General features: G+C 71.7%; 21 protein-coding genes and 1 pseudogene. 4 read left to right on the forward strand and 18 right to left on the reverse strand.

Annotation, left to right across the window (positions count from 1 at the left end):
- The first annotated feature begins 33 nt into the window (after window positions 1-33).
- Window positions 34-564, forward strand: a complete 531-nt coding sequence (locus tag AB0389_RS28675; protein WP_366398404.1) for a hypothetical protein — start codon at window positions 34-36, stop codon at window positions 562-564.
- Here AB0389_RS28675 and AB0389_RS28680 read toward each other — a convergent pair.
- The 3 genes from AB0389_RS28680 to AB0389_RS28690 form a co-directional block, all read right to left on the reverse strand.
- Window positions 558-1,082 (reverse strand): hypothetical protein, encoded by a 525-nt coding sequence (locus AB0389_RS28680; RefSeq protein WP_366398405.1) that lies wholly within the window; start codon window positions 1,080-1,082, stop codon window positions 558-560. The genes AB0389_RS28675 and AB0389_RS28680 overlap by 7 nt on opposite strands.
- 165 nt (window positions 1,083-1,247) lie before the next feature.
- Window positions 1,248-1,766, reverse strand: a complete 519-nt coding sequence (locus AB0389_RS28685; protein WP_366398406.1) for a DinB family protein — start codon at window positions 1,764-1,766, stop codon at window positions 1,248-1,250.
- Window positions 1,767-1,777: 11 nt separating this feature from the next.
- Window positions 1,778-2,452, reverse strand: coding sequence for a TetR family transcriptional regulator (locus AB0389_RS28690; protein WP_366398407.1), 675 nt, complete (start codon window positions 2,450-2,452; stop codon window positions 1,778-1,780).
- Between the two features lie 96 nt (window positions 2,453-2,548).
- Between AB0389_RS28690 and AB0389_RS28695 the strand changes: the two genes are divergently transcribed.
- The gene (locus AB0389_RS28695; protein WP_366398408.1) at window positions 2,549-3,760 is read left to right on the forward strand and encodes an FAD-dependent monooxygenase; all 1,212 of its coding nucleotides are present in this window, start codon (window positions 2,549-2,551) and stop codon (window positions 3,758-3,760) included.
- 77 nt (window positions 3,761-3,837) lie between these two features.
- Complete coding sequence (locus AB0389_RS28700; RefSeq protein WP_366398409.1) at window positions 3,838-4,746, forward strand: Gfo/Idh/MocA family oxidoreductase; 909 nt, start codon at window positions 3,838-3,840, stop codon at window positions 4,744-4,746.
- Here AB0389_RS28700 and lnt read toward each other — a convergent pair.
- The 15 genes from lnt to AB0389_RS28775 form a co-directional block, all read right to left on the reverse strand.
- Entirely contained in the window at window positions 4,667-6,268 is a 1,602-nt protein-coding gene (lnt, locus tag AB0389_RS28705) for an apolipoprotein N-acyltransferase (RefSeq protein WP_366398410.1), read from the reverse strand. The genes AB0389_RS28700 and lnt overlap by 80 nt on opposite strands.
- A 94-nt stretch (window positions 6,269-6,362) precedes the next feature.
- The gene (locus tag AB0389_RS28710) at window positions 6,363-6,815 is read right to left on the reverse strand and encodes a nuclear transport factor 2 family protein (RefSeq protein WP_366398411.1); all 453 of its coding nucleotides are present in this window, start codon (window positions 6,813-6,815) and stop codon (window positions 6,363-6,365) included.
- Window positions 6,816-6,900: 85 nt separating this feature from the next.
- Window positions 6,901-7,713 carry a hypothetical protein gene (locus tag AB0389_RS28715; protein ID WP_366398412.1) on the reverse strand — a complete coding sequence of 271 codons (813 nt, stop codon included), beginning with the start codon at window positions 7,711-7,713 and terminating at the stop codon, window positions 6,901-6,903.
- Between the two features lie 419 nt (window positions 7,714-8,132).
- Complete coding sequence (locus tag AB0389_RS28720; protein ID WP_366398413.1) at window positions 8,133-8,729, reverse strand: phage tail protein; 597 nt, start codon at window positions 8,727-8,729, stop codon at window positions 8,133-8,135.
- 3 nt (window positions 8,730-8,732) lie between these two features.
- A complete protein-coding gene (locus AB0389_RS28725) occupies window positions 8,733-10,685 on the reverse strand; it encodes a putative baseplate assembly protein (RefSeq protein ID WP_366398414.1) in 1,953 nt (650 codons plus the stop codon).
- Entirely contained in the window at window positions 10,682-11,092 is a 411-nt protein-coding gene (locus tag AB0389_RS28730; protein WP_366398415.1) for a GPW/gp25 family protein, read from the reverse strand. Before AB0389_RS28730 ends, AB0389_RS28725 begins: the two co-directional genes overlap by 4 nt.
- 9 nt (window positions 11,093-11,101) lie before the next feature.
- Window positions 11,102-11,383, reverse strand: a complete 282-nt coding sequence (locus AB0389_RS28735; protein ID WP_366398416.1) for a PAAR domain-containing protein — start codon at window positions 11,381-11,383, stop codon at window positions 11,102-11,104.
- An 83-nt stretch (window positions 11,384-11,466) separates the two neighbouring features.
- The gene (locus AB0389_RS28740) at window positions 11,467-13,416 is read right to left on the reverse strand and encodes a VgrG-related protein (protein WP_366398417.1); all 1,950 of its coding nucleotides are present in this window, start codon (window positions 13,414-13,416) and stop codon (window positions 11,467-11,469) included.
- A 6-nt stretch (window positions 13,417-13,422) separates the two neighbouring features.
- Entirely contained in the window at window positions 13,423-14,343 is a 921-nt protein-coding gene (locus AB0389_RS28745; RefSeq protein WP_366398418.1) for a peptidase M23, read from the reverse strand.
- Window positions 14,344-14,350: 7 nt separating this feature from the next.
- Entirely contained in the window at window positions 14,351-14,788 is a 438-nt protein-coding gene (locus tag AB0389_RS28750; RefSeq protein WP_366398419.1) for a phage tail protein, read from the reverse strand.
- Between the two features lie 34 nt (window positions 14,789-14,822).
- Complete coding sequence (locus AB0389_RS28755; RefSeq protein WP_366398420.1) at window positions 14,823-16,490, reverse strand: hypothetical protein; 1,668 nt, start codon at window positions 16,488-16,490, stop codon at window positions 14,823-14,825.
- Window positions 16,491-16,541: 51 nt separating this feature from the next.
- Entirely contained in the window at window positions 16,542-16,691 is a 150-nt protein-coding gene (locus AB0389_RS28760) for a DUF6760 family protein (protein ID WP_366398421.1), read from the reverse strand.
- Entirely contained in the window at window positions 16,688-17,179 is a 492-nt protein-coding gene (locus AB0389_RS28765; RefSeq protein ID WP_366398422.1) for a hypothetical protein, read from the reverse strand. The genes AB0389_RS28760 and AB0389_RS28765 overlap by 4 nt, the downstream gene beginning before the upstream one ends.
- Entirely contained in the window at window positions 17,179-17,622 is a 444-nt protein-coding gene (locus tag AB0389_RS28770; RefSeq protein ID WP_114658102.1) for a phage tail protein, read from the reverse strand. The genes AB0389_RS28765 and AB0389_RS28770 overlap by 1 nt, the downstream gene beginning before the upstream one ends.
- 78 nt (window positions 17,623-17,700) lie before the next feature.
- Window positions 17,701-19,242, reverse strand: coding sequence for a phage tail sheath subtilisin-like domain-containing protein (locus AB0389_RS28775; protein ID WP_366398423.1), 1,542 nt, complete (start codon window positions 19,240-19,242; stop codon window positions 17,701-17,703).
- Between the two features lie 416 nt (window positions 19,243-19,658).
- Here AB0389_RS28775 and AB0389_RS28780 point away from each other — a divergent pair.
- Window positions 19,659-22,079: pseudogene (locus AB0389_RS28780) on the forward strand (hypothetical protein); the annotation flags it as partial.

Here is a 22,079-nt window from a genome sequence, read left to right on the forward strand (position 1 = left end):
GTCGGATTTTCTGGACGGCAAGCGGAGGCGGCAGTGATGGAGCGGCAGCAGACGTCGGAGGACGCCGTCATGACCCGGATCGGGCAGGTGGTCATGCTCCTCCACGCCGGTGATCGCGAGGAGGCGCGCAACCGCTTCGGTGCGCTCTGGACGGAGATCGGCGAGACGGGGGACGCGCTCCACCGCTGCACGCTCGCGCACTACATGGCGGACACACAGGACGATCCGGGGGACGAACTGGCCTGGGATCTCCGGGCGCTGACCGCGGCGGACGGATACGGGGACGGATACGGGGACGGGGAGGGGGACGGATACGGGGATACGGGCGCGGCGCGGGACGCGGACGGGGGAGCGTCGGTCGCGTCCGCGGTGCGCGCCTTCTATCCGGCGCTCCATCTCAACCTCGCCGCGGACTACGCGAAGCTCCAGCGGCCCGGGGCGGCGCGCCACCATCTGGACCGGGCGCGGGCGGCGGCGGGCGCGCTGGGGGACGGGGGATGCGGACAAGGGGTCTGGGCGGGTATCGACCGGCTGGAGCGGAGCCTGCGCTCGCGCGGTCAGTGACCGAGGCCGTGGCCCTGGACGGTGCGGCAGGCGCGGGCCTGGGGGCTGTCCTCCGGCCAGCCGCCGAACGTCGTGCCGAGGGCGCAGAGGCCGCCCGTGACCGGTACGGAACCGGAGCCGGACGTGGTCGGCAGCGGCGGGTACGCCGTGGGCCACCGGGGGGCCGACCGCTCGCGCGGCGGGTGTCCGGTGGCCCACGGCATACCGGGGGACAGCCGCCCGGGTGGTCCCGGGGGAGCCGCGGCGGAGGCGCGCGAGGCGGGTGTCCCGGCCGGGGCCGCGGTGTCGCCCGGTGCGGAAGTGACCGCCTCCAGCGCCTCCCTGGCCGGTGACTGCGCGATCGGCGGACTCACCTCACCGGCGGCGCTGGGGCCTGATCCGGGGTCATGACGGTCGCTGGTCGTCTCGGTCCGGGGTGTGGGCCCCACCGTGGACAGCGGCTCGACGGCCACACAACCGGAGACGGCCGTGACCGCCATCCCGACCAGGACCATCGCCGCGCTTCTCGTTGGGTGCATTCGGGCAACTCTGCTGGTCGCGTCCACTGTTGGGGAAGCGGAAAGGCCAGGATTGGCCCGGACGGGTGACGTCGGACGGGTGACGCCGACGACCGCTGTTGCCGACGGCCGTCGTTGCCGGTGACCGCCGTTGCCGGCGACCGCTGTTGTCGGCGTCCGCCGTCGCTATTCGCCGGTCGCGCCGTCGACGCGCTCGCGGATCAGATCGGCGTGGCCGTTGTGCCGGGCGTACTCCTCGATCATGTGGAGATAGATCCAGCGCAGGCTGTACGGCTCACCCGTGACGCGGTCGCGCCGGCCCGCGCCCGGATCGTCCAGCGAGTGCCGCGCGGCGACTTCCCGGGCGCGGGCGATCTCCGCCCGCCAGGTGGTGTGCGCCTCGTCCCAGGTGTCGGCCTCGCCGTGGTGGAAGTCCCCGTCCACGTCGTCGTCCGTGTAATAGATGGGTCCGGCCTGCTCGTCGGCGAGCGTCCTGCGGAACCAGGAGCGCTCCACCTCGGCCATGTGCCGGACGAGCCCGATCAGGGTCAGCCCCGACGGCGGTACGGACGCCTCCTTGAGCTGTTTCTCCGCCAGCCCCGCGCACTTCAGGGCGAGGGTCTCGCGGTGGTAGTCCAGCCAGCTCTCCAGCATCTCGCGCTCGCCGGCGACGGTGGAGGGGTCGATGCGCTCAGGTGTATTCATGGCTTCATTCCTCACCCGCGCGGGGCCGCCCCCGCCAGGGGGTATCCGCCGCTGTCGCGTCCTTCCCCGCCGTCGCCGAGCATGCCGCGCAGCAGCTCGGCGAAGCCCCGGCGCAGCTCGTCCAGCGACGGTACGGCGTGGTGGTACGAGCCCGCCGCGCAGGAGAACAGCAGCCCCTCGCACCAGGCCACCAGCGAGTGCGCGTGCCGCTCGGGATCGGCGGAACCGGCCGCCCTCATCATCGCGACCAGCGGCTCGCGGAACTGGCCGCCCGTCGCGTCGTAGAACGCCCGCAGCTCCGGGCGCCGGGTGGCCTCCAGGGCCAGCTCGTACCGGGCGACGAGCAGGTCGCGATGGCCGGTCAGATAGCGGTGCAGGGCGAGCGCCAGAGCGTCGGCCGGCGCCGCCCGGCCGTCGGTGGCGCGGACCGTCTCGGCAGGGGTGAGTACCCGCACCTCGCGCTCCGCCTGCCGCCGGACCGCCGCTTCGAGCAGCGCCTGCCGGGTACGCGCGTAGTTGGACGTCGAGCCCTGGGGGAGCCCCGCGCGTTCGTCGACGGCGCGATGGGTCAGTCCGCGCATACCGCGCTCGGCGAGCAGGGTGAGCGCGGTGTCGGCGATCAGCTCGGCCCGGGAGGGACGCGAGGAGGGGGACGCCGGATCGGTGCCGGTGGTGCGAGGAGCCATGGCCCCAATCTATCCCGTTCACTACGGCTGTAGTACGGTGGAGGAAGTGCACTACACCTGTAGTTTCCGTGCTCGTGGAGCGAGAGGGAGAAGTCAATGCACCAGTCCCGCGCCGTCGTCATCGGCGGAGGCATCGGCGGACTCACCGCGGCCGTGGCCCTGCACCAGCGCGGTTGGGCCGTCACCGTCCTCGAACGCGCCCCTTCCACCGCCCCCGTCGGCGCCGGCCTCGGCCTCGCCCCCAACGCCCAGCGCGCCCTCGACGTCCTCGGCCTCGGCGACCGCGTCCGCGCCCTCGCCGCCTGGCAGGGCGACGGCGGGCTCCGCACCCCCCGGGGCCGCTGGCTCAACCGGCTGAGCGGCGAGGCCGCCGCCGCACGCTTCGGCGGGCCCCTCGTCCTGGTCCACCGCGCCACCCTCGTCGACCTCCTCACCGCCGCGCTCCCGGCCGGGCTGGTCCGTACCGGCGCCGCCGCCCGCGTCGAGGACCCGGGCGGCGCCGTGGACACCGGCGGCGCGCCCGCCCGTACCGCCACCGTCCGTACGGAGGACGGCGAACTGACCGCCGACCTCGTCGTCGCCGCCGACGGCATCCACTCCGCCGCACGCGCCCTGCTCTTCCCCGGCCACCCCGGACCCCGCTACGCCGGCTACACCACCTGGCGCGTGATCGTCCCCGCCGGAGCGGACTTCGCGCCGCACGAGACCTGGGGCCGGGGACGGCTCTGGGGCACCCAGCCGCTCAAGGACGGCCGCGTCTACGCGTACGCCGCCGCCGCGGCCCCCGCCGGCGCCCACGCCCCCGACAGCGAACAGGCCGAACTGCGGCGGCTCTTCGGGGACTGGCACGACCCCGTACCGCGCGTCATCGAGGCGGCCGGGTCCGGCCAGGTCCTGCGCCACGACGTGTACGAGATGAACGTGCCGCTGCCCGCCTTCCACCGCGGCAGGACCGCCCTCCTCGGCGACGCCGCCCACGCCATGCAGCCCACCCTGGCCCAGGGCGGCAACCAGTCCATCGAGGACGCCGTCGTCCTCGCGCACCACGCCGGCCGCGGTACGGACCCCTTCGACCCGGCGGCCCTCGCCGCGTACTCCGCCGACCGGCTGCCCCGGACCACCATGGTCATCCGCCGGGCGGCGAGCGCCGGCCGGCTCTCCTCCTTCTCGGCCCCCGCCGCCGTCGCCGTACGCGACAACCTCATGGCCGCCGCCTCCCGGCTCGGCCCCGGACTCGTCCTGCGCACGATGGAGGGGATCGCCGACTGGCAGCCGCCTGGCCACCCGTATGCTTCCCGGACACCATGACGGACATCTGGCCGGACACCATGACGCACATGGTGATCGCGGACCGAATAGGCTCATGACAGGCCAGGGAGGCACACGTGAAGGTCGGCTGCATCGGTCTCGGTGACATCGCGCGGAAGGCGTATCTGCCCGTACTCGCCACACTCCCCGACATCGAACTGCACCTCCAGACCCGCACCCCCGCCACCCTCACCCGGATCGCCGAGACCTACCGCATCCCCGCCGAGCGCTGCCACCCCGACCTCGAATCGCTGCTCTTCGAGGACCTCGACGCCGCGTTCGTGCACGCGCCGACCGCCTCCCACGTCGACATCGTCTGCCAGCTCATCGCGGCGGGCGTGCCGACGTACGTCGACAAACCGATCGCCTACGAGTACGCCGACTCCGAGCGCCTCGTCCGTCTCGCCGACGAGGGCCGCGTCAGCCTCGCCGTCGGCTTCAACCGCCGCCACGCGCCCGGCTACGCCCAGTGCCTGGAGCACCCGCGCGATCTGATCCTGATGCAGAAGAACCGGGTCGGCCTGCCCGAGGACCCGCGCACCCTCGTCCTGGACGACTTCATCCATGTCGTGGACACCCTGCGCTTCCTGCTCCCGGGCCCCGTCGAACACACCGACGTACGGGCCCGGATCCGGGACGGGCTGCTGCACCACATCGTGCTCCAGCTCTCCGGCGACGGCTTCACCGCCATCGGCACGATGAACCGGATGAGCGGCTCCGCCGAGGAGATCCTCGAAGTCTCCGGCCAGGACACCAAGCGCGCGGTCCACAACCTCGCCACGATCATCGACCACAAGGGCCAGCCGAGCGTCCGGCGGCGCGGCGACTGGGTCCCGGTGGCCCGTCAACGCGGCGTCGAGCAGTGCGTCCTGGCCTTCCTCGACGCCGTACGGGCCGGAAAGCGCCTCAGCGCGCGCGACGCCCTGCGGACGCACGAGCTCTGCGAGCGGGTGGTACGAGCGGCCCAGGACCAGGCCGCCGCCTGAGAGCACGCCCGCCCTCCACCGCGCAGAGCGCCACCAGCACGGCGAGCGCACCGTGCACCGCCCAGTCGCCGAACCGTACGTACGCGGTCGTGCCCCGGCCCGGCGGAACGTCGAACACCGCCGCGGCCGAACGGTCCGTACCGATCACCCCGCCCACCCGCCGCCCGTCAGGACCGAACACCGCGCTGACCCCGGTCAGCGTCGCGTGCACCATCGGCCGGCCGGTCTCCGCCGCCCGCAGCGCCGCCAGCGAGGCATGCTGCTCCGGCGCCCAGCTCCCCTGGAACGACGACGTCGAGGACTGCCCCACCAGCACCTGGGCCCCCTCACGCACCAGCCGTCTGCTCATATCGGGGAACGCCGTCTCGAAACAGATCAGCGGCCCCACCCGCAACCCGCCCCGGCCCTCGCCCGGCAGCACCATCACCACCTGCCCGGTGCCCCGCACCCGGTCCTCGCCCGCCGCCCGGCCCACCGACGTCACCCAGCCGAGCGCGGCCCGCGCCGGTACGTACTCACCGAACGGCACCAGCCGCATCTTGTCGTACGTATCGCCCGTCGGCCCCTCAGGTCCCACCAGCACCGCGCGCTTGAACACCCCCGCACGGCCCGCCGCGTCCGTACTGCGCGCGTCCACATTGACCAGCAGCGGGGCGCCGACACGCCGGGACAGCACCGCGAGGCGCGCCGCCAGATCCGGCCGCGCCGCCAGATCCGCGCCCACACTGCTCTCGCCCCACACCACCAGGGAAAGATCCTGACCGGCCAGCTCCCGGGTCAGCGCCTCGCCCCGCGCGAACCGGCGCTCGACGGAATCGGCGCCGTCGACCACCCCCGGCGCCACCGCACCCGGCTGTACGACCGCGATCCGTAACCCGTCCGGAGTGCCCGACGCCGCACCGGCCGGCCGGGGAAGCCACACCGCCACCGCACCCACCACCACCGCACACAGCACCAGGGACACGGCACCGACCGGCCTCGCCCCGGCCACCGCGATCGCCACCACCAGCGCCGTGTTCACCGCAACCACCAGCAGACTCACCAGCCACACCCCGCCCACCGAAGCGAGCCGCAGCGCCGGCGACACCTCCCACTGGCCGGCGCCGAGCAGCCCCCACGGCCCGCCGAGCCCCTCCCAGGACCTGACCAGCTCGACCATCAGCCACCCCGAAGGCACCACGGCCATCGCCACGCACGCCCGCCGCACCGACGGCGCGCCACCGAGCGCGTACCGCACCAGCACACCCCAGGGCGCCCAGAGCAGCCCGAGCAGCGCGGCCAGCACCACGAGGAACACATGCAGGCTCGGCAGCAGCCAGTGGTGCACGGCGGCCATGAAGCCCAGCCCGCCGAGCCAGCCCTCCACCGCGGCCCTGCGGGCGGTCGGCGCGGTCCGTACGAGCAGCATCCAGGGCACCAGCGCGGCATACGCCGACCACCACAGGGACGGCGCGGGAAAAGAGAGCGCGGGCAGCGCGCCCGCCACGACCGCCGCCACGCCCCGCCACCACCGGAACCGCATACGGAAGCCTCCTCGTCCTGGCCGTCGGGCGGTCCAGCACTCCCTTCCCCGTCGAGGAAGCCCCGAAGCGGAGGCCAGCGGAGGTCAGCGGAGGTCAGCGGTGGTGGCGCGCGGCGTGCCGCCACTTCTCCCGGGCGACCACCGTACGCAGCAGCCACCCGCCGTTCCCGCGCACCAGCCCGAACGTGAACCCGCCACCGCACACCAGGTCCTCGCCCGAGTCATCGCGCAGCGGGCTCAGATACTCGGCCCGCAGCTCCGCCCGGTCACCCGGATAGCCGCCGAGATCCTCGATCCGCAGCCGGCGGTTGACGATCAGATGCTGCCGCACGCGGTACGGCCGCAGCATGCCGGCCAGCCAGTCGCCGACCTCGGCGGCGGGCCCCTCGATCCCGCCCGCCCCGGTGTAGTCGGCACGGCCGTCCGGCGTGAACAGGGCCCGGTACGCGGGCCAGTCGGCGTCGTCCACGGCCACCGCGTATCCGGTGACCACCTCGTCGATGGCCAGCCGGTCCATCACGGTCGCGAGATCCACACGCTGTGTCATCGGTTCAGTCTCCGGCAGCGGGAGCCCCGGGCCAAGAGCCACGCACGGCCCACGGCGACGGACTCCCGAAATGTGACACGCACGGTCAATTCCGTCCGAAGAACTCGATCTCGGCGATGGCGGGCCGCCGCCCGGGACCCGCGCCGTAGACATCGGCTATCGCGAGCCGCACCCGGACGACGTCCGAGCCCCGTACCTCGAAGGTCTGCTGGCCAGGACGGTCCTTGAGCGTGATCCGCTTCTCGGTGGAGTCCCCGTCGGCGGAGCGCAGCGTCACGGTCAGGGCGGACGGCCGGGACTGCGCGAGGAACTCGTCCTCCTTCGCCGACCGCCCGGAGAACACCACCAGCCGCGTCACCCGTACGGGCCGCTCGAAGTCGGCCTCCAGGAACTCACCGATCCCCGGCCCCGCCTCGGCCGGTACCCAGAAGCGGTTGGTGTACGTGTCGATCGCCATATCCGGCGGATGGTCCGCCAGGGAGCTGGACGCGCGGATGTCGCTGGGGCGCAGCTCGTCGGGTGTGCCGGTGCTGTCGCGGGTGAAGTTCCACGCCTCGGGCAGATAGGGGCGCCCGAACCAGAACGCGCCCGCCAGCACCGCGAGCGTGATCGGCACGGCCAGCCCCGGCCGGCGCCACAGCCGCCCCTTGGGGCGGGTACCGGCGACCGGCAGCACCCGCCCGCGCCGGCGCCGGCGCCAGATCCGCCGCCACCACGGCAGCGGTACGTCCGGCGGCGGGCCGGGATCCAGCAGCAGCCCGCAGCGCACACAGAGCGTGCGCTCAGGAGCGTTCTCCGTACGGCAGTTGGGACAGCGGACGGTGGGCCCGGCGGCCCCGCCGCGGGGGACGGCGACGGGCGGGTCCGGTGCGTCGGGCTCCTCGGCGGGTCCTGGCACGGGGACGTCCAACCGGTCGCCGGGACGGCGGGGGCCGGTCGTTCCGGTCGTTCCGGTCGGTTCGGTGGGTCCGGTGGGGGCTGGGGGTGAGGGCGGAAGCGGGGGCCGAGCCGGGGCTGGGCCCGGATTCGTACCGGACCTTGACGCGGTATCAGGACCCGGCTCAGGAGCCGCACCCGCACCCGGGCCAGGACCCGGGCCGGGACCGGTACCAGCGCCCCGGTCTCGCCCGGGGCCGGGGCCCGGCTCTCCGCCCGAGTCCGGTACGGGGCCGGCGGCGGGCCGGGGAGCCGGTGCGGCCGTACTCGCACCGCTGCCCGCGTCCGCGTCCGCGCCCGGGTCCGTCCAGTCCAGGAACGCCGAGCAGGACGCGCAGAACGCCGCGCCAGGCGCGTTGCGGTGGCCGCACTCCGGGCAGTTCACGGGGTCTCTCCCGAGGTGCCCGACGTACCCGACATACCCGACGCGCCGTCAGCGGTGTGCGGCAGGATCTCCAGGGCGTAGCCGATGTGCGCCGGGATCTCGCCCTCGATCAGCTCCTCCACCCCGACCCGGTCCACCCGCTCCGGATCGGCGACCCGCAACCGTACGACCACCCGGGCCCGTTCGTCGCCCGGCAGGTCGGTGCCCGGAGTCGGGGACCACGCCGAGCCGCCGCTCTCCGCGATCTCCGGGACGGTCCCGGTCAGCCGGGTGACCGCGTCCGACAGCCCCCCGCGCGTGCCCCGGCGGCTGTGCTGGGAGACCGCCTCGGTGACCGCCGCCCGGCGCCGGGCGACCGGTTCGTCCCGGCGCGGCTCCACCGCCACCCACTGGGCCACCCAGTCGAGGAAGTCCTCCGGCGCGCTGCGCGGGTCCAGATGGGCGGGCAGGTTGTCGAGGGTCAGCTGGACCGGGGCCAGCACATCGTCCAGCGCCGACAGGAAGCGCCCGATGAAGTCCTGCTCCAGATAGAGCGCGGGCAGCAGCTCGACCAGCGGATGCGGCGAGGCCAGCCCGGGTACGGTTCCGCGCATCGCTCATGCCTCCCGGATCCGCAGCTGGTGCTCGAAACTGAAGGCCAGCGCGTGCCGGTCGAGGGTGATCCTGGTGGTCGCCTCGCCCCGCCGGCCGGTCGTCGGGTCAGCCGGGTACAGCCGTACGTCCTCCACCAGGTCCACGTCCGCGACCCGCTGGAGCACCGCGAACGCCTCGCCCGACTGGATGGGCCGCCCGAACGGCCAGCCCTGTCCGTCCGGGCCGCCCGTCAGGGGATTGAAGTAGCCGTACAGCGCGGCCAGCGCCTCCTCGCGCAGCCGCTCGGGCACCGCGCCCCGGCGCGCCTGCACCTGGGCGACGACCGTCACCCCCTGGTAGAACGGCGGCTCCACCATCAGCCGCGCGCCGATCGGCCTGCGCTCCTCCAGATGGGCCCGGATCTGCTCCATCGTGTCCGGCGGCGGGGTCAGCTCCTCGAAGCCGATCCGGCCCTGCTCGTCACCGCTCCCGGCGGGTACGACCAGCAGCCGCACCCCGCCGGTGTCCGCGTCCCGGCCCGCAGGTACGCAGTACACGCGCGCCGCGTCCGGGGCGACCTCGCGGGCCAGCAGCTCGTAGTCGTGCGGGACGACGGCCCGGTGCAGCGTCCGCAGCGTCATGGGCCCGCGCACCCGCGCGCTCTCCACCGTCTCGCCGTCCACCCCGCCCAGCGCCGCCCGCCGGTTCTCCACCCGCGCCACGAACGGCAGCGAACCGCGCAGCACGCGCAGCGCGCCCCGGGCCACGTTCCCGCGCCGGCCGCCGCCGGTGCGGTAGCTCCGTACCCGTACGGGACTGCCCTTGCGGGGGACCGCGCCGTAGTACCGCAGTCCGCCGTCCCGCTCCCGGACGGCCGGACCGAAGTCCACCCGGCCGGAGTTGGGGTCGAGCGTGATGTGCCGGTCGTCCGGGCCCGAGTGCGCGAAGTCGTCGACCCGCGTCCAGTCCGTCCAGCCCGAGCGCGCCTCGACGTCCGCCACCTCGACCACGAAGTCCCCCGGCACCACCGGGGGCCGCGCGAGCAGGAAGCTCTGCCCCGGCACGCCCTCGGCCGCGCCGAGGATCTCCTCCCGTACCGTCTCCGCGTGCGCTGCCTCGACCGTGCCGCCGATCGTGAAGGCGGTGATACGGCGCACGGTCGGCGAGGCGACATAGCGCGGCTGGTCGGGCTCGGCCGCCAGCAGCCGGCAGCGCAGCCACCCGGCCGAGCGCCGCACCACCTGGGACGCCGTGTGGGTCAGGGGCAGGTGCAGGATCAGCTCGCCGGACTTGTTGAAGCCGCCCGTGTCGTCCTTCTCGATCTCGCAGGCCCGCCACTCCGTGCCGTCGAACGCCTCCCAGAGCAGCGGCGGGCGCCGCGGGTCCACGCCCACGCCCTCGATCCGGCAGTCGAGCCGCAGCACGACCACGCCCGCGGGTACGGCACGGGACAGTCCGACGTAGAGCGCGTCGCCTGGCGTGGGCGTGGCGCCGAAGCAGGGCACGTCCCGGCCGAGCGCCAGCTCCTCGGACCGGTCGGACGCGTCGCCCGCCGCGGACCGGGTCGCGAGGCGCTCGTACCCGCACGGCAGGACCGTCAGATCCCGGCTCGTGGTGAAGACCACCGCCTCCTCGGTCTCGGTACGGACCGTGGCGACCTCGGTGCCCGCCCGCACCCGGACCGGCTCGGGCCGGGGCGCGGAGAGCCGGAAGGTGACCTCGGTACGGGCCGCGGTCGGCGGATACAGCCGTACGCCGATGAGGTCGAGAAAGGCCAGATAGTTCTTCTCCGGCACCCGGTTCAGCCGGTAGACGAGCTGGTCGACCATGGTCGCGAACGCCTCGATCAGCGTCACCCCGGGGTCGGAGACATTGTGGTCCGTCCACTCCGGGCAGCGCTGCTGGACCAGGCGCTTGGCCTCGTCGACCAGGCCCTGGAAGCGGCGGTCGTCCAGATCGGGGCTGGGAAGCGTCACGCGCCGTCCTCCTCGTGCTGCGGGATCACATAGAACGGGAATACGAGATTCCGGGGGTCGTTGGAGCCGCGCACCGAGTAGGCGATGTCGATGTACAGCACGCCGTTGTCCGCCTCGTCGAACCGGACCGTCACCTCGGCCACCTCGATCCGGGGCTCCCAGCGCTCCAGCGCCAGCCGTACCTCGTACGCGAGCTGCCCCGCCGTCCCCGCGTCGGCCGGGGCGAACACGTAGTCGTTGACGGCGCAGCCGAACTCCGGCCGCATGGGCCGCTCGCCGGGCGAGGTCGCGAGGATCAGCCGGATCGACTCCTCCAGCGCGCGCTCCCCGCCGACGAGGGCGATGGAGCCGGTGGCGTCCGTATGCGGCGGAAAGGCCCAGCCCGCGCCGATGAACTGCTCTCCCATGCCGGCCCCTCACCCCCCGATCTGTACGCTCGCGCAGCCGGACACGACGGGCGATCCGCAGCCCGCCCGGTCGCCGGTACGGGCCGCGCGGGCGCCCCCGATCAGCACCGTCGCGCTGCCGGGGCCGACGATCGCCGACGGCGGGTGCACGGCCGGGGGCGGTGCGGCGCAGTGGTGCGGGGTGCCGACCGTGGCGGCCGGTCTGCCGCCGATGAGCACCGAGTTCACCCCGGGCGGGCCGACCGTGCCCGGGTGGCCGGTGGGGTCGCCGACGCGTGCGGCTGCCGACATGGGTCCGTACTCCTTCCGACGTGCCTCACGGACTGGCTTGCCTCGCGAACTGGCGTGCCTCGCGAACTGGCTTGCCTTACGGACTAGTTGATCTTGACCAGGGGTGCGTTGATGGAGCAGGTGGTGCCGCCCTTGATCTCGGTGCGTGAGGTGCCGTTGACCGCGACCTGGCTGCCCTGGACATCCAGCGCGCCGCCCGTGGCCAGCCGCAGCCGGCCCGTACCGCCGTCCACCTGCACCCCGGTCCTGGCCGTCAACTTCACCGAATCGCCGCTGAGTTCGAGCACCCCCTGCCCCGCGTCCAGCGTCACGCCGCGCCCCGCCGTGATCGACACCTGCTGCCCGGCCTCGATCTCCACACTCCCGTCACTGTGGATGACCACGGTGGTGCCCCGGCGGTCCAGGTCGATCCTCAGCTTGCCGTCGCCGGTGACCAGCCGTACGCCCTGCGGGCCGTTCGCCGCGTCCAGCAGCTCCAGCTGATTGCCGCTCCTGGACGCGAAGGCCCGCCGGTTGACCGCCCCGGTGGTTGGATCGACCAGCTCACCACCTTCGGAGCCGCCTCCGGAGGCGCCCCCGGAAGCGGCCGTACCTCCCGACCCGCCGCCGCCCTGCGCCGGCTTGTCCTGGCCGTTGTAGAGACCGGCCAGGACATACGGCCGGTCCAGATGCCCCTGCTCGAAACCGACCAGCACCTCGTCGCCCACCTCGGGGATGAACGCGTCGCCGCCGCCCGTACCCCCGGACTGCGCCGTACGCGCCCAGTCGCTCGCGTACTCGTCCGACAGCCACGGGAAACGCACCTTCACCCGGCCAAGACCCTCCGGATCCTGGGTGTCCGTCACCGTCCCGTTGACCAGCCCGGCGCAGCTCCCGCCGGCCGACGCCCCCGAGCCGCCCGCCGTCCCCGCGCCCCCGCCCGCGCCACCGCCCCCGCCCGTCAGCCCGAACAAGGAGCGCTCCTGCTGGCCCGAGACCGTGATCCACGTCTCGTAGCCGCGCACCGCGTCGAACACGTGCCGCGACGACGTGACCGTATAGCGGCCCTCGAAGGGCGCGCCGACGGCGTTGAGCGCGACCGCGCTGCCCGCCCGCACCTCCGGGTTCCCCCTGATCACCGCCTCCAGCTCCGCGAAGGACCCCGAGATCCGCTCCGCCACCGCCTTCGCCGCCCGGTCCACCTCCGCCTGGGTGCCGTACGAGGCGTCCGTGACCACGAAACTCGCCTCCCCGAACGGCGCCGACACCTCGGCCGGCGTCACCCCCAGGTCCAGCGTCGCCGAATGCCCGGCCGGCGCCCGGCCCACCAGCGGCTGCTTGGCCGCCACGTCCCAGCCCCGTACCTCGACCTCCGACACCTGCTCGGCGGCGGACACCCCCGCCCGGCACCGGATCAGATTGCTCCCCATCTCCAGCACCAGCGGGTTCTGCTCCGCCCGCGCCGAACCGTCGGGCGCGCCGCTCGCCTCGGTGGGCCGGGTGATGTGGAGCTGCCCGTCGAGCACGTACGCCTGCGCGCCCGCGTCCTCGGCCAGCCCGCGCACGAACTCCCAGTCGGTGATGTTGGGCTGGGCGACATGGGCGAGTACGGGACCGGCCACGTCGACCGTGCCGGGCCGCAGCCCCGCCCGCTGCGCGACCTGGGCACAGATGTCGGAGAGCGTCATGTTCTGGTAGCCGGCGATCCGGCGGCCCCGGAAGAGCCGGTGCGACTCGTCGAGTCCGCGTACGACCGTGAAGGTGCCGGTGTCGTCGATCTCCACCTCCAGCGCGGTGACCACCCCGGTCAGCAGCGGTGTGGCGGCCGGGCCACCGCCGCCGGCCTGCGCGAGGAGCCGGACCTCGGCGCCGATCTTGAGGCCGGTCCGCTCCAGCAGCACCCTGCTCGGGTCGCGGAAGCGGAGCACGAAGAGATCGGGGAGCGTACGGCTGTCGTCCACGTAGCCCTCGACGAGGGTGTTGGCGAGGGCGGGCGGCAGCGGGCTGCCACCGAACTCGACCACCAGCGACTTCGCGACACTCTGCTGGGCCATGGGCGCTCACCTCGGCCGTATCGGAGCGGAACGCCGCTGATGGGTGTGCTGCGGGGCGGGTCGCCGCTGAACGGCCGGCTGTGCCTGCTGGGTCCGCTGAGCCTGCTGAACCCGCCGGTCCTGCTGGCCCCGCTGGCCCCGCTGGTCCTTCAGCCGTTCCAGCTCGTCCAGCGCGGGCAGCAGCAGCTCCCGCCCGTGCGCCAGCCGCATCGGGTCGTCGATCCCGTTCGCCTCGGCGATCACCCGCCACGCGGCCGGATCCCCGTACTCGCGGTGCGCGAGACCCTGCAACGAATCGCCTGCCCGCACCCGGTGCACGCGCCGCGCCGCCAGCGCGCCCGAGGTCGGGTTCTGGCCCGGGGTCTCGCCGCTGATCTCCTCCATCGTCACCTGGCACAGCGCCCTGATCGGCACTCCGGAGGTCGTGAAGAGCGTGTACTTCGCCTGCACTTGGCTGACATAGCCGGGAAAGCCGGTCAGCCCGCCCCAGTGGAAGATCACCCAGGGCGGCGACGAACGCTGCTGCTGGCGCGTCTCGTTGGTCGGCACACAGCAGGCGAACAGCTTCTCCACCGAGGTCACCACACTGCTGTCCTGCGTGTCGCTCGCGTCGAAGAACATCTCGACCGTGAGCTTGCTGGGCTGTGGCCCCTGGTACTCCGGCGGCCCCGAGCTCTTCGCCCCCTTGGCCGGTGTGCGCTTCCAGGAAGCCGCCTTGGTCAGGCTCAGCTCCTTCGGATTGAACTGGAAGTCGATACGGCCGCACGGCCCGCCGGGCATCAGACCGCCGCCGGCGGGCGGGGTACGCAGCTCCAGATACGCGTGTTCCAGCTTGGGCCTGGCCGAACCGGCCGCCCGGGAGCCGGCGGCACCCGTACCGGAGGCGCCGGGCGAACCGGCGGCGCTGAAGGCGATGGGACCGCTCATCGTCGGTTCAGCCCTCCATCACATAGCCGTGATGGGCGATCTCGATGGTCTCGACGGCGACCTTGGGCGACTCTGGGGTGAACGAAGGCCCGGTCCAGCGCACCGGCACCACCTCCAGCAGCCCCCACTGGGCGACCTTGCGGCCGTCGCCCGTACGCGCCTCGATGCGGGCGGTCTTGCGGCTGAAGCCGGTCGTCATGCTCGCGAACCACTGGGCGACCTTCTCGGTCTCCCTGGTGAGGGGCCGGGAGAGCTTCACGTTCGCGTACTTGAGCCGGGTGGGCAACTGCCAGACGTGGCCGTTGTTCCCGCCCTCCTCCCGGGCTTCGAGGACCACTTCGCAGCCGAGGCCGTCGCAGGTGTTGAACGAGCCGAGTTCGATGTCGTCGATGGTGACGACGAAGGAGACGCTGACGGCGGGGTCGTCGTGGTCGGCGGATGGCATGGGACGTACCTACCTCTCGGTGCTCGTGCTGCTTTCAGTGCCTGGTGTTGATGAGAAAGCCGGCGCGTTCGCGTTCGAGCCGCAGATCAGCTTTGAAGAGGCGGCTGAGGGGCGGGTAGAGGGCGCGTACGAGTTCATCGGTGACGGCGGGGGCCGCGGTGGCGGTTGAGGGGGGCGGTCCGGGGAACTCGGAGTCGGTGGCTGAGCCGTTGCCGGGCCCGGGGCCGGATTCGGGTTCGGGTTCGGGAGCGGGCTCCGGAAGCTCCGCCTCGTAGCTGGGAGCGGGCAGCGGGGGCGGGGGCTCACTGAACTCCGCTTCCCGCTGGACGACGGGGAAACTCGGGCTTCCGTACGCGCTGGGCAGGATGTTGGTCGGGGCGGGGGAGGACGAGGCGCTCGGGGCGGCGGTGCCACCGAACACCACGCTGCCGTCGGCCATCCGCTGCGCCACCCCTGCCGCGACCGCGACGGAACCGGCGTCCGTGCCGGGACTGCCGGGCCGCCGGCGCCGGAGGGACGGTGAGGAGGGCGCCGCGGTGACCTCGTACGAGCGCTGGACGGTGGTGGGTGCGGACCTGAGCGGTCCGGGGTTGTCCCAGCGGACGGGTGTGGCGGGTGTGGCGGACTGGTGGCTCGGCCGGCCGATGGGCGCGTCCGGCCCGGTGACGAAGAGGGGTACCGCCCGCTGCGCGATGAGCGGCGCCACCGGACCGGACGCTGTCTGCGGGGTGCTGTGCTGAGTGCCGGGGACGTCGAGGCGCTGAAGGGGTACGGGGGCGACGGCGGGCGTCGGTTCGTACGCGGGCGGACGCGGTTCCGATGGCTTCGGTGCGTGGGGCTCCTGCCGTATGCGGGATACGTGCGGTACAGGGGGCGTTACGAGGGGTGGTACGTCGCCGAGCAGGGGCGCGGGCGGGGCGTCCGTACCGGCGACGTCGGCGGCGTTGACGGCATCGACGGTGTTGGCGGTGGGGCCGGGCGCGGACTCCACCTCGGTGATCGGCCCCGGCAGACGGGCGGCGATCCGGCGCTGGGCCGTGGGCGGCAGCCCGGCGAGCGGGGCCCCGAGCCCCGGCGGGCGGGTGGCGGCGGAGCGCTGGACGGGCGGCGGATCGTTCCGTACGGGGAGAGGGGACGGCGGCGGCGCCGGTTCGTCGGGGGCGGTGGCGGCCGGCACGGTGGTGGGCAGGACCGGCTCGACGGGGCGCTCGGTCAGCAGCTGGCGTACCGGCAGTTCGAGCGGCGCGGCCGAGGCGGACACCATGGACGCCGGGACCGGCCCCGATTCCGGTTCCGAACGCGACCGGGAACCTGCCCCCGATTCCGGCACCGTCACCTGGGCGACCGTACTGCGCTGAAGCGGCACGGCACTGGGCCAGGAGGCGATGACCCCGGTCCCGACGGCCCGTTCCGGCTTCTCGGGTTCCTCCGTACGGCTTGTGGTGAGCCCGTGCACCAGTCCGGCGGGTGCGTCCGGGCTGACCAGGTGGCCGAGCGGAGAGGACAGGGTGGTGTCCTGCCGACTGCTCAGCGAGGACTCGAAACCGCTCGGGTCGGTGACCAGCTCCGGCGCGCCCAAGACACGCTGGACGGGCGGGAGTTCACGCCAGCCGTCGTGAGGCGCGCGCGGCGGGGCAACGGGTTCGGCGGCCGGTGCCGTCGTATCTCCCCGGTCACCCCGCAGCCAGGACAGCAGTCCCATGAGCCCCTCGCCCCCTCTATTCCCTCAGTCAGTTCATTTCCCGCGGTCGGTTCAGCGTCCGGTGCCGGTGAGCCGGGCGATCTCCGCGATGTACCGCCGCCGGTCGGCGTGTTCCAGATCGAGCAGCTGGTCGAGCGGCCAGTGGAAGTGGTAGGCGAGGTACGCGACCTCCTCATGGAGCAGGTCGGCCGCGTACGTCACGATTCCCCCGGGCGACCACCCCCGCCGGTCCCGGTCCCGGCCCCGCTACCGCCGCCCGCGAGGTCCACGGCGAAGTTCTCCTGGCAGGACGGGCAGGTGACGGCGGCCCTGGTGTGCCCCTCGGAGTTGATCCGACGGTAGAAGTCCTGAAGAAAGGCCAGGTCGGAGGCGAACAGATCCTCGATGACGCCCGGATGGACGTCATCGACGGTGCCGAGCCTGGTGACCACGCGGGCGATGAGGACGACGGAGAGGTACGCGGAGTTCTCCCGTACCCGGTCGTCCCGCAGTGGGACCAGCTCGTCGCGCGCGGTGGCGAGCCGCATCACGCCCGTACGGTGCACGGTGCCGGAGTCGTCCACGTAGCCGCGCGGCAGCTCGAAGGGGAACGCGGTCCGCAGGCTCGCGGTGGGAACAGAAGCGGCGGGCGAGTCGGGCGCGGAGTCGGAGGCGGGCGCCGAGGCCGAGGCGGACAGCACGCGTCGCATCAGTCGACTTCCATGCTCTCGTAGGTGATCGACAGCTTCTCCGTGAGCACGGAGGTGTCGCCCGCCTTCAGCGTGCCGATCTCCAGGGACTTCGGCCAGGCGTTGATCAGCTTGTAGCGCTTGATCGCGACGCCCTCGTAGTCGTACACGATGATCGCGCCGTTGCGCCGGGCGTCGGCCATCCGGCCGAACCGGGAGTCCTTGATCCACCGCTCGAAGCTGTTGTCCTCGGTCAGGCCGCGGCTGACCGTGACCTCCCCGGCCTTCGGACGCCCCGGGAGTTTCTTGACGGCGTACTTCCCGTCGGTGGTGTTCTGCTTCAGCTCGATGACATCCTGTTCCATCTTCAGACCACTCACCTCGGTGATCTGCTTGATGACGACGCTGTCGAATTCCAGGCCGAAGGAGTGTCCGACGGAACTGTCGAGATCGGGAAGTGGCACGACGAGCCTCCAATACGCGCGTAACGGTTAAGGTTTCCCCTCTTCCCTTCTTCTTCCCTTTCCTCTTCTTCCTCTTCCCTACTCGTCGACCGCGCCCATCCCGCCGGTCAGCTGCGACAGCCGGAACACCACGAACTCGGCCGGTTTCACCGGGGCCACCCCGATCTCGCAGATGACCTGACCGGCGTCGATGATCTCGGGCGGATTCGTCTCGCGGTCGCACTTGACGTAGAACGCCTCGTCCGGTGTCAGCCCGAACAGCGCGCCCCTGCGCCACTCGTTGACCAGAAAGGCCGAGACCGTGCGCCGGATACGGGCCCACAACGCGTCGTCGTTCGGCTCGAAGACCACCCATTGAGTCCCGTTCAGAATGGACTCCTCCAGGTAATTGAAGAGCCGTCGCACATTCAGGTACCGCCATGACGGATCGGCCGCCAGGGTCCGGGCACCCCAAATACGGATTCCGCGACCGGGAAAAGCGCGGATGCAGTTCAGGCCGATGGGGTTGAGGAGGTCGTGCTCGTTCTTGGTCAGCTGGGTCTGGAGGGCCACCGCGCCCCGTACGACCTCGTTCGCCGGCGCCTTGTGCACTCCGCGCGTGGCGTCGTTACGGGCCCACACCCCGGCGACATGACCGCTCGGCGGTACGAAGGTGTTGCGGCCGGCCGCCGGGTCGAAGACCTTGAGCCACGGGTAGTAGAGCGTCGCGAACTTCGAGTCGAAGCCGGCCGTGTCCGTCCGCCAGCCCCTGATCTGCTGCGGACTCATACCGGGCGGCGGATCCAGGATCGCGATCCGGTCGCCCATCAGCTCGCAGTGGCTGATGACGCTCTGCTGCACCGACAGCACCGACTCCAGGTCAAGACCGCCGTGTTCGTAGGCGCTCATCAGGTCGGGTACGGCGACCATGGTGACCTCGTCGATGGCCTCCAGCGCGCCGAGCCCGGTGCGCCGGTCGGGATCGCCCACGTACGCCTCGGCGGAGAGCGGCCCGGCGACGCCGACCTCGGCCTCGGAGTCTGTGCCGGCGGCGGCGGGTTCGAGTGTCAGGGTCTGCGCCGTTGGCCGGGCGGGCGCGGCGCCGCGGCCGGTCTCCTCGATCGCGATCAGCCGGGACCGACTCGTGACCTGCGCGACGACGTTGTCCTTGCTGCGCTTGGTGGAGACCGCGTCGTACGTCTCCAGCACCTCCCCGCCCTCGGAGACCAGCAGGGTGAACACATCCTGCGGGGGATCCTCGGCCTGGGGGTCGGTCACCTCGACGGTGATGTCACCCGTTACGCCGGGGAGGGTACGGACGAGGTACGGCCCGAGCGCGGCGGCGGGCCCGGGAGCGAGCTCACCGCGGACAACCGCGTCCGCGCCGATACGGATGACGTAGCAGGTGCCACCGCCATTGGCGAAGAACCCGTAGACGGACGAAGCGAGATACGTCCCTTCGACGAAGTCGCCGAACTGGCTGACGAACTGCCCCCAGTTCGAGATCAGAGTGGGCTCGTTGAACGGCCCGCGCTGTGCGAAGCCGACAAAGGCGGCGACGGATGTACCGACGCCTTCGATCGGCCGAGAGCCGGACTGGATTTCCTCAACGTAAACGCCTGGGGACAGATAGGACGGCATACGAGTATCTCCTTGACCGGGGAAACACGGGTGATTCTCGCCGCGAGGGAGATCACCGGGAACGTGCGTACGGCCGCCTTGCCGTACCGAGCCGGGTGCCCGAAGAGGCAGGCGCGGTGGGTTGCGCGATAGGGCAACGAAAACTGCCCGGGACCCAGTCCCTCGCACACTGCCCCATGGATGAGCCGCCGCCACAGGCTGACTGACATGTCGGGGACCGGTGACCGGGGGCGCGGGTGAAGGCGCCTCCGGAGAAGAGTTCCGCGGCGACGGACCGCGCGTCGGCCGCCGCCGCCCGCTCTGCGACGCCGGATTCCGTAGCGGATTCCGTAGCGGATTCAGCGTCCCCCTCCACCACCCGGGGCCTGAGCGTACGGACCGTACAACGCCTCCAGACCAGAGCCGGGAACGCGGCGGTGTCGAGGCTGGTGGCGCAGCGGTACGCGGAGGTGGTGAAGCCGCCGCCAGCGCAGGCGCCGGGTTTCCGGAGGGTCCAGCAGGACGTAGCGGCGAAGAAGCAGACGCTGAAGCAGCACAGGCCGGCGGCAACGGAGTCGAGGGAGGCCCAGGCCGCGGCAGTTGCCCCGCCGGACGACAGAGAGGCACAGGGCAAGACGGCGAACGCCGAGAAGATGAACGACGCGAAGCCGGGCGAGTTCAACAAGGCGGCGTTCGTCGGGGCGGTCAACGAGGCGATCGAGGCGCAGGCGCCCAAGAACCTCGACGACGCGGACAAGTTCGCCGACTCCGGCAAGGCCGACAACATCAAGAACGCGGTCGACGGCAAGGTCCAGGACGGCAAGGAGTCCTCCGCCGACGCCATCGAGACCGCCACCACGGCCGCACCGGACACCTCGGAGGCCACGGAAAAACAGGTCACCCCGATGACCCCGGACCAGGCCCCGGCCAACCCGGGAGCGCCGAACGCGTCGGACGCGGTCCCGGCGCGGCAGCCGGGCGCGGTGCTGGACTTCCGCGAGGGCAACCAGCAGGTCGACCAGGAGATGGCCGACGCCGAGGTCACCGAGGACCAACTGGCCCGAGGCAACGAACCCGCCTTCGACGAAGCCCTGGGGGTGAAGAAAAAAGGCGAACAGAACACCGCCCAGGCCCCCACCGCAGGCCGCGCCGCCGAAGCCAGACAACTGGCCACGGCCAAGGCGGGCGCCGCCGCGTCCGGCGCGCAGGCCATGGCGGCGATGACGGCGGACCGCAACGTGGCGGGCAAGAGCGTCGACTCCGGAAAAGGCGAGACGAAGTCGGCGGACGAGAAGAAGCGCGAACAGGTCACGTCCAAGCTCCAGAAGGTCTTCGACACGACACAGAAGGACGTCGAGAAGATCCTGAACGACCTGGACGGCAAGGTGGACCGGCAGTTCACCGAGGGCGAGAAACGGGCACGCGAAAACTTCACGGCGGATCACAAGCGCCGGATGAAGGAGTACAAGGACAAACGCTACTCGGGCCTCGTGGGCAAGGGCCGCTGGGTCAAGGACAAGTTCAAGGGCCTCCCGCAGGAGGGCCTGAACATCTTCCATAAGTCCCGTGAGCTGTACGTCGATCAGATGCAGACGGTGATCTCGACGATCGCCGACATGATCGGCGCGGAACTGGGCCGGGCCAAGGCACGCATTACCGCCGGCCGGAACGAACTACAGACCGAGGTGGCCAAACTCCCGGCGGACCTGAAGCAGTTCGGTGAGGCGGCGGCAGCGGACTTCGCAGGAAAGTTCGACGATCTCGAATCAGAGGTCAACGACAAGTCAACGCAACTGGTGCAGGACCTTGCCCAAAAATACACGGAGGCACTGAACTCGGTAGACGAGGAAATCAAGAAACTGGAGGAGGAGAACAAGGGAATCATCGCGGCGGTCATGGACGCGGTAGTGGGAGTGATCCAGACGATCCTTGAGCTGAAAAACATGCTCATGGGCGTACTGGCAAAAGCGGCGAGCGCCATAGCCAAGATCATCAAGGACCCGATCGGCTTCCTGAAGAACCTGGTCTCAGCCCTCGGCGCCGGCCTGAACCTCTTCATCACCAACATCCCCGACCACCTCCAAAAGGGCCTGGTCTCCTGGCTGCTGGGCACAGCGGTCAGCACGGGCCTGGCGATCCCGGCCAAGTTCGACCTCAAGGGCATCATCCAGCTCATCGCCTCCCTCCTGGGCCTGACCTGGGACAACATCCGCGCCCGAGTAGTCCGCAAGGGCGTCCCGGAAAAGGCGATGACGAAGGTCGAACAATCGGTCCCGGTAGCGGGAGCGCTGGCACGAGAGGGCCCAGCAGGAGCGGTAAACGAAATAAAAGAGGAAACGGGCGACCTCAAGAAAACCATCCTGGACGACCTGAAGTCCTACTTGATCCCCACGGTCCTCATAGCCGGCATCACCTGGATCCTCTCCCTCCTCACTCCGGCATCGGCTTTCGTCCGAGCGGTCAAGGGAATCATCGACCTGGTCACCTTCATCGTCACCCAGGGCGCCCAAATCTTCGAATTCGTCAACGCCTGCCTGGACGCGGTCATAGCAGTAGCCAACGGCGGCGCAGCAGGCGTCCCCAAAACCATAGAAACGGCTCTGGCCACCAGCATCCCGCTACTCCTGGGCCTGCTGGCCTCGCTACTGGGAATAGGCGGCCTGTCCAACAGAGTTCGCCAAGCCTTCCAAAAAGTCTCCCGCCCAGTAAACCGAGCCATAGACAAACTAGTCGACAAAATCGCCAAGGCTGGAAAAAAACTTTTTAGAGGGTGTCTCACGTGGCTTGAGGGTTCGTACGGCATGATGTCTGTCGTGGGTGCTGATCTGTCGAAGCGTCTGGTTCCTGATGAACTCTGG

It is taken from the genome of Streptomyces sp. NPDC093109, from assembly GCF_040701725.1.
GTDB lineage: Bacteria > Actinomycetota > Actinomycetes > Streptomycetales > Streptomycetaceae > Streptomyces.

What these genes read in the sequence shown, in the direction of transcription:
- AB0389_RS28720 (WP_366398413.1), bottom strand. Translation starts at nt 8,729, where the DNA reads ATGCGCGGAACCGTACCCGGGCTGGCCTCGCCGCATCCGCTGGTCGAG.
- lnt (WP_366398410.1), bottom strand. Translation starts at nt 6,268, where the DNA reads ATGCGGTTCCGGTGGTGGCGGGGCGTGGCGGCGGTCGTGGCGGGCGCG.
- AB0389_RS28690 (WP_366398407.1), bottom strand. Translation starts at nt 2,452, where the DNA reads ATGGCTCCTCGCACCACCGGCACCGATCCGGCGTCCCCCTCCTCGCGT.
- AB0389_RS28765 (WP_366398422.1), bottom strand. Translation starts at nt 17,179, where the DNA reads ATGCGACGCGTGCTGTCCGCCTCGGCCTCGGCGCCCGCCTCCGACTCC.
- AB0389_RS28730 (WP_366398415.1), bottom strand. Translation starts at nt 11,092, where the DNA reads ATGGGAGAGCAGTTCATCGGCGCGGGCTGGGCCTTTCCGCCGCATACG.
- AB0389_RS28710 (WP_366398411.1), bottom strand. Translation starts at nt 6,815, where the DNA reads ATGACACAGCGTGTGGATCTCGCGACCGTGATGGACCGGCTGGCCATC.
- AB0389_RS28745 (WP_366398418.1), bottom strand. Translation starts at nt 14,343, where the DNA reads ATGAGCGGTCCCATCGCCTTCAGCGCCGCCGGTTCGCCCGGCGCCTCC.
- AB0389_RS28775 (WP_366398423.1), bottom strand. Translation starts at nt 19,242, where the DNA reads ATGCCGTCCTATCTGTCCCCAGGCGTTTACGTTGAGGAAATCCAGTCC.
- AB0389_RS28735 (WP_366398416.1), bottom strand. Translation starts at nt 11,383, where the DNA reads ATGTCGGCAGCCGCACGCGTCGGCGACCCCACCGGCCACCCGGGCACG.
- AB0389_RS28685 (WP_366398406.1), bottom strand. Translation starts at nt 1,766, where the DNA reads ATGAATACACCTGAGCGCATCGACCCCTCCACCGTCGCCGGCGAGCGC.
- AB0389_RS28680 (WP_366398405.1), bottom strand. Translation starts at nt 1,082, where the DNA reads ATGCACCCAACGAGAAGCGCGGCGATGGTCCTGGTCGGGATGGCGGTC.
- AB0389_RS28750 (WP_366398419.1), bottom strand. Translation starts at nt 14,788, where the DNA reads ATGCCATCCGCCGACCACGACGACCCCGCCGTCAGCGTCTCCTTCGTC.
- AB0389_RS28755 (WP_366398420.1), bottom strand. Translation starts at nt 16,490, where the DNA reads ATGGGACTGCTGTCCTGGCTGCGGGGTGACCGGGGAGATACGACGGCA.
- AB0389_RS28695 (WP_366398408.1), top strand. Translation starts at nt 2,549, where the DNA reads ATGCACCAGTCCCGCGCCGTCGTCATCGGCGGAGGCATCGGCGGACTC.
- AB0389_RS28740 (WP_366398417.1), bottom strand. Translation starts at nt 13,416, where the DNA reads ATGGCCCAGCAGAGTGTCGCGAAGTCGCTGGTGGTCGAGTTCGGTGGC.